A 12360-nucleotide genomic window follows, 5' to 3' on the forward strand; every position below is an offset into this window, starting at 1 on the left:
CGTCCCGGAACCACTCCTTCCCATCCCGAACAGGACAGTGAAACAGGACCGCGCCGATGATAGTGCTCTTCGTGAGTGCGAAAGTAGGTCATCGTCAGACTACCTACACCCAAAAAAGCCGCTACCCCAACTCCAGGGTAGCGGCTTTTTTACGTCTACGGCGTACCCGATGTCGGGCACCCCATTCCATTCTGCTAGGATCTCGCAACGCTCCGCAATGTGGGGTTGGCGATCGTTTCTGCTGTCAGGTATCTCTCAATGGCTCTCACGGATCAGGCGCAAGCTTTGCTGGACATGGTGTATCGGGTCGGTGCCCCGCGGTTTCACGAGCTTACGGTCGCGCAGGCGCGACATTCATTCGAAAAATTGCAGTTTGTGTTCGGTGGCGATCCGGAGGCGGTTGCTTCGACGCTGGAAGTTCCAATGGCGCGCCCAGACGGCAGCGTACTGCTTGGGCGCCTTTATCGGCCCCGTGAGGCAGGTCCGGCTCAGGGGCTGCCGCTATTGATCTACTTCCACGGCGGTGGGTGGTGTGTCGGTAGCGTGCAAAGCCATGACACATTGTGCCGGCAGCTTGCGAATCGGGCTGGGTGTGCGGTGCTGTCGGTAGATTACAGGCTGGCGCCGGAGCATCCTTTCCCGGCCGCCGTGGAGGATGCGCTGTTCGCAGTGGAGTGGGCGCGGGCGAATGCCGATCAACTGACGGTGGACCGGGATCGGTTCGGGTTGGGCGGCGACAGCGCGGGAGGCACTCTTTCGCTGGTGACGGCGTTGATGCTCCGCGATCGGGGAACGGCGGCTCTGCGCTTCCTGTGTCTTATATATCCCTGCACCGAGATTGAAAGCAGTCGCCCCTCGCGGGAGGCCTTCGCGTCGGGGTATTTCCTTGATCGGGAAAGCCTGGCCTGGTTTTTCGAGCGCTATCTTCCCGGCGGAGAAGCTGATGACTGGCGAGCTTCGCCCATGAAGGCGAAGTCGCTTGCGGGTCTTCCGCCTATGCTCGTCGTTACTGCGGAGTGCGATCCGCTAAGTGATGATTGCATCGCGTTTGTCGATCGTGTGCGCTCCGAAGGTGTGACTGTTGAACATCTTGGCGTCCAGGGGATGGTGCATGGCTTCGTTACCTTGGGAAAGTGGTTCCCGGAGGCGCATGAGGTGGTCGACCTGATCTCGATGCAGATTCGCCAGCGGCTCAGGCCGGGCGTCGACGCCGTGTAGCGCGAGCGCGCTGTCGCGGGAGTTTCGTGCTTTATCAAAGGGGAGTTCGGAACGGCGTGACCTGTTTAACAACGGCGGCTAGCGTAAAGCACTACAGTTTTCCCTAGGGACCACGGCAAGGGAGGCGGCCTGTTGCGTCGTGTAATCGCGCACGAGCAGCGGTCGTCCGTGTGGCGAGGGGAGGCGCGATGTTGAAGGTGTTGAAACAGTATGTGCCGTCGCACGCGTTGCAGCAGATCATTTTCGACGCGTCGATCTTGTTCCTCGCCGTTCTGCTTGCGACCGCCCTTCCTTCGCGTGGCAGTGCGGTCGACTGGAGGGTGGTCGTTCCGTCGGCGTTGCTCTTTGCCGTGCTGATGATCGTGCTCAACGGTGCGCTTGGCCTTTACCGCGCGGGAGCGTCGGATGGGGCCGCGCGGAGTACTGCCTCCCGTATCTTGGTTTCGGTTGTCGTTAGTGTCATTGTCGCATTTGGCGTGTTCGCGATACTGCCGTGGGGGTATTTCCAGTCCGAGGCAGTGCAGATTTCCATTGTCCTGCTGCTGGGCGCTCTGCTTGTCATGCGTGGATTGGCGAACCGGCGCGGTGCGGCGTCCACGTTCGACCCGCGGGTGCTGATCATTGGCACGGGGGCTGAAGCGGAGGCGGTTGCCAAGTCCTTGGGAGCTCGAGGGGTTGGCGTGGATCTCGTCGGATTTTATCGATCGGTCGGGGAGGACTTTCCGACAGTGGATCCGGGACGAATTCTTTCGGAAGGCGGGGACCTTCTTGACACGGTCAGGCGGCTCCACGTGAGCGAAGTCATCGTGGCGGTCAGGGAGCGCAGGGGAGGGGTGCTTCCGATCCGGGAGTTGCTCGATTGCAAGCTCAGGGGGGTGAAGGTTCTCGACCTGTCGTCATTCTTCGAACGCACTCATGGACAGGTACCGATTGCTTCATTGAAGGCGAGTTGGCTCATCTATGGCGACGGTTTTCGCCAGGGGGCGGCGCGTAGGACCGTCAAGCGGTGCTTCGATCTGGTCGCGGCTTCGATGCTGTTGATACTTGCGCTACCCGTCATGTTCGTTACGGCGTGTCTTATCCTGTTGGAAGATGGGGGGGCGGTGCTGTACCGGCAGGAGCGCGTTGGGCGGGGCGGGCGCGTGTTCAAGGTGATCAAGTTCCGGAGCATGCGGCAGGACGCCGAAGGTGATGGGACGCCACGGTGGGCTCAGTCGGGCGATGACCGGGTGACGCGTGTGGGACGTGTCATCCGACGTCTTCGCATCGACGAGCTGCCCCAACTGTTGAACGTGCTGTCGGGCGAGATGAGTCTGGTCGGGCCGCGGCCGGAGCGTCCGTATTTCGTCGATCAGCTGACCCGCGAGATACCGTTCTACTCGGTGCGTCACAGCGTCAAGCCCGGGGTTACGGGATGGGCCCAGGTTCGTTACCAGTACGGTGCTTCGGTCGACGACGCAATGCAGAAATTGCAGTACGACTTGTACTACGTGAAGAACCACAATCTGGCCCTCGATATCCTGGTGCTATTCGAAACGGTGCGGGTTGTGCTGACGGGCGAAGGTGCACACTGAGCCGCTGTCGGGCCGGTTGCCGCCTCGCTGTGTGCATCGGGAGATCTCCGTCAGCTGCGTAGCTTTGCGACGCTAAGGTCCAGGGGACTGATTTGTCAGAGTCGGCTGGTGTGGCATACGGCATCGCTTGCGGTGCGTACACGCTGTTCTGGATTTACCTGCTTCTTGGCTGGCGCAAGCGGCCGCGTGGCGGAGCCCTCCTGCTGGCTGTCGGGGCGAGTGCCCTGTGGACGCTTGCGAACGTCTTTGTCGTCCGTAACCCTTCATCGACGGCACTGACGCTGGCGTGGGTGAGCGACACAGCTCGTCAGGTCAGCTGGTTGGCGTTTGTCATCATTCTTTTGCATGCCGCCAATGCACGCATGGTGCGTTGGCCGATCGTCGCCACGGCAATCGTGGCAATCGCGCAGTTGCTCGGTGTCTTCGGGATCGAGGCGAGCTTTCTGTCGCAGACTAACTTGCACCTGGGTAGCTTTCTTGCAGGAGCAGTGCTGGGACTGGTACTGGTCGAGCAGCTGTTTCGGTCTGTTCCCCCGGAATCACGCTGGGCCCTGAAGCCGCTCTGTCTGGCGCTCTCGGCGGGTTATGTCTTCGAACTCTACCTTTTCGCGGAAGGATTCCTATTCGGTCTGCTGGATGCTGATGTATGGGAGGTGCGCGGCATCGCGCATGCGTTGACGCTCCCGCTCGTCGCGGTGTCGGCGGGTAGAAATCCCGATTGGGCTTTCCGCATTAAGGTTTCGCGAGACGTGGTGTTTCATTCAACGGCCTTGGCACTGTCCGGGGCCTACCTTTTGGCCATCGCGGCAGCCGGGTATTACGTGCGCTTCTTCGGTGGCGATTGGGGCCGTGCGCTCCAATTGACGCTGCTTTTTGCCGGCCTGCTGCTTTTGAGCGTGTTTGTGGTATCCGGGGCGCAACGAGCAAGGTTGCGTGTCTTCCTGAACAAGCACCTGTTTCCCTACCGTTACGACTATCGGAGCGAGTGGTTGCGGTTCACGCAGGCCCTGTCATCGGCTGATGGTGCGCTTGACCTGGGTGAGTCGGTGATCAAGGGGCTGTCCGACCTCGTGGAGAGCCCCGGGGGAGTGCTCTGGCTTCGGGAGTCGGGCGGACATCGCTATTGCGTCCAGTCGCGGCTCAACCACCCGGCGATCGAGGTGACGGAGGACGAGGGCAGTTCGTTCTGTCGATTTCTCGCGGAACGCGAATGGGTGATCAATCTCGAGGAGTACCGGTCCGGGTCTTCTAATTACGCGATGTTGGAGCTCCCCCTGTGGTTGTCCGAGATTTCGAGCGCTTGGCTGGTTCTGCCACTGAAATCCGGGGGCGTTCTCGTGGGCTTTGTGCTGCTTAGCGCGCCAAGGACGCCGGTCGACGTTAACTGGGAGGTTCTCGACTTGCTGAAGACAGCGCAGGCGCAGGCGGCGAGTTATCTGTCACGCATGCAGGCGATGGAGGCTCTGATCGAGTCCAGGAAATTCGACTCGTTCAATCGCATGTCCGCATTCGTTGTTCACGATCTGAAGAATCTTGTCGCGCAGCTCTCCCTGATGCTGAAGAACGCGGAGCGGCACAAGCATAACCCGGCGTTTCAGGAGGACATGCTGGAGACCGTTGCGAATGTGGAGTCGCGCATGCGCGGCCTGATGGCGCAGTTGCAGGAGAAGCGGTCGATAGATCCGCCGCGGCGCGTGGAGATCAACGCTGTGGTCGAACGTCTGAGGCTGGCGAAGCGTCACCAACGCCCTCCGATCGAGTTTGAGGCGGGGGAGGAGGAGGCGGTCGAGGTGATTGCGCACCCGGAGCGACTTGAACGCGTCATCGGCCATGTGTTGCAGAATGCGCTGGAAGCGACACCAGACGATGGTAGGGTGGTGGTAAGCATCAAGCGGATGGGCGAAGGTTCGGTGGTCCTGAGCGTTGCCGACAACGGATGTGGCATGACGAAGGAATTCGTTCGGGAGCGGTTGTTCCGGCCGTTCCAGACCAGCAAGGCGGGAGGAATGGGTATCGGTGCATTTGAGGTTCAGCAGTACGTCCGGGAGATCGGGGGCAGCATCGCGGTCGATAGCGAACCCGGGGATGGGACTCGCGTAGCGATCACACTGCCGGTAGTTGTCCGCGACGTACGGGATGAAATAAAGACCGTGGTGATGACACAGGGATCATGAACGACAAGAGACGTACGCTTCTGGTTGTGGAGGACGATCCTGCGCTGCAGAAGCAGATGCGATGGGCATTCGATTCGTTCGAAACCGTTGTCGCTGATGACAGGGAGAGCGCGCTCGCCCAGTTGCGTCGCCATGAGCCCGCTGTCGTCACGATGGACCTTGGCTTGCCGCCACATCCGGATGACGTGAGCGAAGGTTTCCGGCTCTTGGGCGAAATGTTGGTGCTGGCTCCGGAAACGAAGGTTATCGTCCTCACCGGCCAGCATGATCGCGAGAACGCGGTGAGGGCGGTCGCAATGGGCGCCTATGATTTCTTCGGAAAGCCTTTTGAACCGGAACTGCTCGCGCTGACAATCGACCGTGCATTTCGCCTGCATGACCTGCAGGCGGAAAATCATCGTCTCATGGCCCAGCAGACCAGTCCATTTTCCGGAGTCATCACCCGCGATCCCGGGATGTTGAAGGTGTGTCGGACCGTTGAAAGGGTTGCCTCGGCAAATGTCACCGTAGCATTGCTTGGCGCGAGCGGGACGGGCAAGGAGGTTCTGGCGCGCGCCTTGCACGCATTGTCGTCGCGTTCCAAGGAACGGTTCCTTGCGATCAACTGTGCGGCGATTCCCGAGAATTTGCTGGAAAGCGAGTTGTTCGGCTACGAGAAAGGCGCCTTCACCGGTGCAGCCAAACAGACGCCGGGAAAGATCGAAACGGCACACAAGGGGACCTTCTTTCTCGACGAGATCGGTGATTTGCCGATGTCCTTGCAGGCGAAGCTGCTCCGTTTCCTGCAGGAAAGAGTCGTCGAGCGCATCGGTGGGCGAGAGGAAATTCCGGTCGATGTGCGCGTTGTATGTGCGACGCACAGGGATCTGAAAGCGCGAATCCAGGCAGGCCTCTTTCGGGAGGATCTTTACTACCGCCTCGCCGAGATCGTCATCGATATCCCGCCCCTGCGGGAGCGCGATGGGGATGCCGTGCTTCTGGCACATGCGTTCGTTCAGCGCTTTGCAAAGGACAACGGGCGGGGCGCCATGCATCTCGGCGAGGACTCTCTCGCAGCAATCGAGACGCATCCTTGGCCGGGGAATGTGCGTGAACTGGAGAACTGCCTCAAGCGCGCGGTGATCATGGCGGAGTCGAACCGGATTACGGCTGCGGACCTCGGGCTCGACGGTGCGGAATCTGATCTGAAGGAACTCAATCTGCGCCACGTCAGGGATGAAGCGGAGCGGCGGGCGGTGATCCGGGCATTGGCGCGAACCAACGGCAATATAGCGCGCGCTGCCGATGCTCTTGGCATCAGCAGGCCGTCCTTGTACGACTTGATGAACCGTTTCGGGCTCAAGAAGGAGAGTTGAAGTGTTCCGTCCGAATGTCTTTCCGCGGTCCAGACGGCGAGTTGCACTGGCGCTCCTGTTTTCCGGTCTGCTTGCCAGCTGTGGCGCGAGCCCCGATTCGATGGTGGGTTCGGCCCGCGATTATCTTGCAAAGAACGACCTTCAGGCGGCAAGCATTCAGCTCAAGAACGCCTTGCAGGAAGATCCCAAGCTCGCCGAAGCGCGATACCTGCTTGGAGCCGTAAACCTCAGGCAGGGAAATTCGATTGCAGCCGAGAAGGAATTTCGGCGCGCAATTGAATTGGGCGCACCTGCCGAACAGGTGAGTCCGCTTCTGGCGCGTGCGATGGTGCAGATGGGACAGTCCGAGCAGGTCATCAAGGAGTTCGGGGATACCAAGCTCCAGGATCCGGCGGCGAACGCCCAACTGAGGGCAAGTGTCGGAGATGCCTATCTAGAACGAAAGGACTTTTCCAAGGCACGTGAGTCGTTCGAGGCAGCATTGAGTTCGAATGCTGATGACGCTCCCGCCCGCATCGGCCTTGGCCGTATGAAATACATGACCGGGGACGTCGACGGTGCGTTAGGGGAGGCGGAGGCCGTGCTGGCTCGCGGCGTGGGGGGGGCGGAGGAAGGGGATGCCCACGCGTTGCGCGCTAATGTGCTGCTTGCACGAAAGCAGGTCGACGACGCCCTCGCTGCGCTGAACGAGGCGGTGAAGTCTCGCCCAGAGTCGGTTGCGTATCATTTTGCGCTGATCTCGCTGCTGCTCGAGCGCGGCGACATGAATACCGCTGCGGTGCGACTTGCGGCGATGGAGAAGGTCGCGCCGAAGCACCCGCTCACGCATTATCTGTTCGCGATGCATGACCATCGAAGCGACAAGGCGGCTTCGGCTCGCGATCACATCGCGGAGACCATTCGGCTGGCGCCTGAATACCTGCCCGGGCGCCTTCTCGCGGGTTTGATTCACGCCAGCCTGAACGAGAATGTCGTTGCACGCGAACATCTGGCGATGGTAGTCGGTCGTGCTCCTCAGGAAAGGGGCGCCCGGTTGGGGCTTGCGCGTTTGGAACTTGGTTCAGGCGACCCCGGCAAGGCAATGGAAACGCTCAAGCCCCTCCTTTCCGTAAAGACTCCGGACCCCGAAAGCCTGCAACTGGCTGCGCGCATCCAGCTGGCCCAGGGCAAGCTGGATGCGGCATCGGAAACGTATGAGAAGCTCGTTGCCGTGCGGCCGTCCGACGAGCTTGCACGCACGCAGCTGGGGGTGGCACGGCTGCTCGAGGGCGATGCTGCGGCCGGTCTGAGCGATCTCGAGTCCGCTTCGGCGCTCGAAGGTGGTTCCGGAGCGGCCGACTTTGCGTTGGTGATGGTGTATCTGCGACAGGGTGCACTCGACAAGGCTGCGGCGGCGCAACGGAGGCTCGAGGAGAAGCGTCCCGATGACCCGCGTACGTATATGTTGCAAGGCGGAATCGCGCTTGGCAGGCGAGATCCGGTCGGCGCAAGGCTTTCGTTTGAAAAGGCGCTTACGCTCAAGAGCGATTACCTGCCGGCTGCAGTGAATCTCGCTCGCATGGATCTGGCGGACAGGAAGCCCGAGGATGCGCTGGAGCGTGTCGAGGCAATCGTTGCCAAGCATCCTGATAACGTTGCTGCGTCACTCCTATTGGCGAACCTGCAAAAGGCGACCGGTGCTACCTCGGATAAGGTGCGTGAAACGCTCGAGCGCGTGAGTCGTGCAACGCCCACGGAGGCGACGCCGAAACTCGCCTTGGCCGCGGAGGCTTTGGGGCAGAGGGACGCGAAGAAGGCGATTTCGCTCGCGCAGGAAGTCATCGCCGCCCATCCGGATGATCCACGTGCGTACGAAATGATGGGCCGAGCCCAGTTGCTGGCGGGTGACGTCCAGCAGGCGATCACCGCGTTCAACAGACAGGTGAGTCTGCAGCCGAAACTGCCGGCACCGCTGATCCGGCTTGCGGATGCCCAGCAACTGGCCAAGAACTCCGCTGCCGCGGAGCAGTCCCTGCGACGGGCGCTCGGGCTGAAGCCGGATCTCATCGACGCGCAACGGCGACTCGCCGCATTGCTTGCAGGAACACAACGAGTCAAGGAGGCGATCGCGGTTGCCCATACGGTACAGAAGCAACGGCCCAAGACGCCCGTTGGCTGGAATCTTGAAGGCGATCTGCACCTTCTCGTAAAGGACTACCCCTCGGCGATTGTCGCTTACCGGAAATCGTTCGGTGTCAGGTCGACGGCAGAGACGGTAATCAAACTCCATGCGGTTCAGATTCAGTCCGGTAAACAAAGAGATGCAGAGAAAACGGTTTCCGAATGGTTGCGGCAGGAACCGAAGGATGTACGCGTGCGCTCCTATCTTGCCGAGCGGGCTTTTGCCGCCCGGCGATTCGATGAGGCCGAACAGTTGTATAGCAAGCTCGATGAGCTCAAACCGGACACGCCCAAAGTCCTCAGCAATCTGGCGTGGATCGCCGGCCAACGCAGGGATCCCAAAGCAATGGGACTTGCCGAGCGGGCTGTGAGGCTGGCTCCGGAGGAGCCGAATGTGCTCGCGACGCTAGGTGTGCTGCAAGTCGATGGCGGCCAGCCCGAGAACGGGATTGAGAATCTCCGAAAGGCGGTTGCTCTTGCGCCTACGGTACCGACTCTGCGTCTCAATCTCGCGAAAGCATATGTGAAAACCGGTCGCAAGCAGGATGCGGCGAAAGAGGCGGATGTCCTTCTGCAGTCGCTTCCGCCGAGCAGTCCCCTTCGTGCCGAGGCTACGGCGCTGAAGGAGAAGCTATGATCGCGGCAGTTATCCGAATTATGCTTTATGGTTTATTTCTGGGGTGCGAGTGATGACTACGGTCGCCGTTATTGGCCTGGGCTATGTCGGCCTGCCGCTTGCCGTTGAATTCGGCAAGAAGTTCAAGACCTTGGGGTTTGATCTTTCGGTCAGCAAGGTCGCAGCATATCGCGAACATTTCGATCCGACCGGGGAGGTTTCAGGCGAGGACTTGCGCGCCGCGACGATGCTTTCGTGCCATGCGGATGCGGGCGTGATCGCCGAAGCCGATTTCGTCGTCGTAGCAGTACCGACACCGGTGGATCAGGCACACCAGCCCGATTTTTCGCCACTGGTCGGTGCATCGCGGACCGTCGGACAGAACCTGAAGCGAGGGGCGATCGTCGTATTCGAATCGACGGTGTATCCCGGTGCTACCGAGGAAGTCTGCATTCCGATTATCGAGCGGGAATCGGGCCTGAAGTGGAAGGAGGACTTTTTCGTCGGCTACTCGCCCGAGCGGATCAATCCGGGCGATAAGGAGCGCACGGTCACGAAGATCGCGAAAGTGGTGTCGGGGGATACGCCCGCGACACTGGCGAAGGTTCGCGAGGTTTACGGGGCGATCATTACCGCAGGGGTCTATGCTGCAAGCTCGATCAAGGTCGCAGAGGCGGCGAAGGTCATCGAGAACACGCAGCGGGATCTCAATATCGCCTTGATGAACGAACTGGCAGTGATCTTTCACAAGATTGGAATCGACACGCTCGAGGTGCTCGAAGCCGCAGGGACGAAGTGGAACTTCCTGCCGTTCCGTCCGGGCCTCGTCGGCGGACACTGCATCGGGGTCGATCCCTACTATCTGACACACAAGGCGGAGATGCTGGGTTACCACTCGGACGTAATCCTGGCCGGACGGCGTATCAATGACGGGATGGGCAAGTATGTTGCCGAACAGACCGTCAAACAGATGATTCAGGCGGGGCATCCGGTGCGTGGCTGCGACGTCATCGTATTGGGGCTCACCTTCAAGGAGAACTGTCCAGATCTTCGCAACAGCAAGGTCATCGACGTGATCCGAGAGCTGCGCAGCTTCGGTTGCAGGGTGCATGTGCATGATGCCGTTGCAGCGACGGCGGAGGCCGAGCATGAGTATGGCGAGGCCCTTGTGTCCTGGGCGGAGCTGCCGCGCGCGACGGCTGTGGTTGCAGCGGTCTCGCACAAGGCGTACCTGGAAATGCCGCTCACGACGATCACCGGGAAATTGTTGCCGGACGGTATTTTCGTCGATGTGAAGTCGGCGTATGACCGCGACGCGTTGGCGGCGTCCGGGGTGACTGTCTGGCGGCTCTAGCGGGAGAGGTCGCATTTCGCAAGCGGTGCGCCATGCGGGAGGCAATGATGAGGCGTGGGTTATATGTAAGCCGAAGCCTTCACTTGTTGGGGGCAGCATTGCTAGCCACCGTGTCGCACGCGTCGATTGCCGCGAAGGGTGATTCTGTCGAGTTGGCGGGACCCGCCGTTGAGGCCGTTTTTGTAGATCACGCGCGCTATTTGGCGGATCTTGCGGTGGCCCATGAGCACGGTGAGGGGGTGGAACGTGAACCTGCCAGGGCTGCCGCGCTGTATTGCGAGTCTGCGCGTTTGGGCAATGTCGAGGCCATGTATTCGCTCGGCTGGATGTACGCCAACGGACGGGGGCTGGACCGCAATGATGCCTATGCGGGAACGTTGTTTGCGATGGCTGCGTTTTTCGGGCATCCGCAGGCCGATCAGATGCGCCGATACACCGGCGACTATGTGGGGGCCGTGCCCGACTGTCTGCAGCCTCCTCCCGATGAGTCACTCGAACCGGGATGGAGCGCCGAAGCCCACATCGCGGCACTGTCGGCGCAGCGCAAGCAACTGGCGCGACTCGTGGTCGACCTCTCCGCTGAATACGCGATCAGCCCGAGGCTCGCGCTCGCGATTGCACTGACCGAATCGAACCTCGACGCGGAAGCTGTCTCGCCGAAGAATGCAGTGGGGGTGATGCAGCTGATCCCCGATACTGCGGCGCGCTTCAATGTGCGAAAGCCCTTCGACCCCGAGGAAAACATCCGGGGCGGTCTAGCATATCTGCGTTGGCTCCTGGCCTATTTCCGCGGGGACATCGCCATGGCTGCAGCCGGATACAACGCTGGCGAGGGCGCCGTCGATCGCTATCGGGGGGTGCCGCCTTACGCCGAAACGCAGGCCTACGTCGCGCGTATCCTCGCCTTCATGCAGCGACGCAAGCATGCATACGACAGCCGTATCACTGATCCGAGCCCGGTCGCTCCTGCGTTGCAACTCGTCAGCGAGCGCGGGGGAGGTTCGTGAAAGGCGGTGGGTGTCCGGCGCGGCGTGATGCGTGGATGTGGCTTGTCGTGCTCTGTGCTGCCATTTCTGTTCCGCACCTGGCGGTAGCGGGTCTCGTCGAAGTGCTACCGCGACTGAAGCCCTCGGTGGTTGCCGTGGGAACGTTTCAGCGCGCGCGTTCACCGCAATTCCGATTCCTTGGCACCGGGTTCGCGGTGGGCAGCGGCCGACTGATCGCGACCAATGCGCATGTCGTGTCGGTGTCGATTTCGGACGATCAGTTGGAGTCCCTGGTCGTTGTCGTGCCGGGTGCCGCGCAAGGCGCCATGCGCAAGGTCGCGAAGGCGGCGGTCGATCCGAATACCGATCTTGCCGTCCTGCGGCTCGATGGCGAGCCTTTGCCCGCTTTGCAGCTCGCCGAGGAAAGTTTCGTTGCCGAGGGCCGGTCGATTGCATTCATGGGGTTCCCGATCGGCAGCGCACTGGGACTCACGCCGGTCACGCACCGGGGCATCGTCGCGGCAGTGACGCCGATCGGCATTCCGCAGGCGAATTCCCGCCAGCTCAATCCGGCGTTGATCCGGCGACTTGCGGGGGACACGTTCCGTGTCTACCAGCTCGATGCAACGGCGTATCCGGGCAATAGCGGCAGCCCGGTGTTCGATCCGGACAGCGGTGAGGTGCTGGGGATCGTCAACATGGTCTTTGTGAAGGGTACTAAGGAGAATGCGTTGAGTGCGCCGTCCGGAATCACCTATGCGATTCCCGTCTCGCACCTTCGTGCTTTGCTGATGGATGTCCGGTGATGGTGGTCCCCCCGGCGAGAATCGAACTCACATCTAGCGCTTAGGAGGCGCTCGTTCTATCCATTGAACTACAGGGAGAGGCGCGCAATTCTATCCGGTTGCGCGTCGCGCACCAAG

Annotated in this window: 8 protein-coding genes, 1 tRNA gene and 1 rRNA gene; 9 read left to right on the forward strand and 1 reads right to left on the reverse strand. The window is 61.0% G+C overall.

Going from position 1 to position 12360, the window contains the following annotated elements; genetic code table 11:
* From rrf to GPA27_RS05325, 9 genes are all read left to right on the forward strand, one after another.
* Nucleotides 1–100 (forward strand): 5S ribosomal RNA (gene rrf, locus GPA27_RS05285); the annotation flags it as partial.
* A gap of 158 nt (nucleotides 101–258) precedes the next feature.
* Complete coding sequence (locus GPA27_RS05290) at nucleotides 259–1218, forward strand: alpha/beta hydrolase (protein WP_169138306.1); 960 nt, start codon at nucleotides 259–261, stop codon at nucleotides 1216–1218.
* Nucleotides 1219–1406: 188 nt separating this feature from the next.
* Nucleotides 1407–2792 (forward strand): TIGR03013 family XrtA/PEP-CTERM system glycosyltransferase, encoded by a 1386-nt coding sequence (locus tag GPA27_RS05295; protein ID WP_169138308.1) that lies wholly within the window; start codon nucleotides 1407–1409, stop codon nucleotides 2790–2792.
* A gap of 92 nt (nucleotides 2793–2884) precedes the next feature.
* Nucleotides 2885–4966 (forward strand): XrtA/PEP-CTERM system histidine kinase PrsK, encoded by a 2082-nt coding sequence (gene prsK, locus GPA27_RS05300; RefSeq protein WP_169138310.1) that lies wholly within the window; start codon nucleotides 2885–2887, stop codon nucleotides 4964–4966.
* Nucleotides 4963–6321, forward strand: coding sequence for a PEP-CTERM-box response regulator transcription factor (gene prsR / locus GPA27_RS05305; protein WP_169138312.1), 1359 nt, complete (start codon nucleotides 4963–4965; stop codon nucleotides 6319–6321). Before prsK ends, prsR begins: the two co-directional genes overlap by 4 nt.
* 1 nt (nucleotide 6322) lies before the next feature.
* Complete coding sequence (gene prsT / locus GPA27_RS05310) at nucleotides 6323–9118, forward strand: XrtA/PEP-CTERM system TPR-repeat protein PrsT (protein WP_169138314.1); 2796 nt, start codon at nucleotides 6323–6325, stop codon at nucleotides 9116–9118.
* A 52-nt stretch (nucleotides 9119–9170) separates the two neighbouring features.
* Complete coding sequence (locus GPA27_RS05315; RefSeq protein ID WP_169138316.1) at nucleotides 9171–10451, forward strand: nucleotide sugar dehydrogenase; 1281 nt, start codon at nucleotides 9171–9173, stop codon at nucleotides 10449–10451.
* Nucleotides 10452–10549: 98 nt separating this feature from the next.
* Nucleotides 10550–11458: a lytic transglycosylase domain-containing protein gene (locus GPA27_RS05320; RefSeq protein WP_246260950.1), complete on the forward strand. Its 909-nt coding sequence runs from the start codon at nucleotides 10550–10552 to the stop codon at nucleotides 11456–11458.
* Between the two features lie 35 nt (nucleotides 11459–11493).
* Complete coding sequence (locus GPA27_RS05325) at nucleotides 11494–12243, forward strand: S1 family peptidase (RefSeq protein WP_169138318.1); 750 nt, start codon at nucleotides 11494–11496, stop codon at nucleotides 12241–12243.
* A gap of 3 nt (nucleotides 12244–12246) precedes the next feature.
* On the opposite strand, the gene GPA27_RS05330 is transcribed toward GPA27_RS05325, so the two are convergent.
* Nucleotides 12247–12321: transfer RNA gene (locus GPA27_RS05330), tRNA-Arg, on the reverse strand.
* Nucleotides 12322–12360: the final 39 nt, after the last annotated feature.

The sequence above is a fragment of the Aromatoleum toluolicum genome, assembly GCF_012911005.2.
Taxonomy (GTDB): Bacteria; Pseudomonadota; Gammaproteobacteria; order Burkholderiales; family Rhodocyclaceae; genus Aromatoleum; species Aromatoleum toluolicum.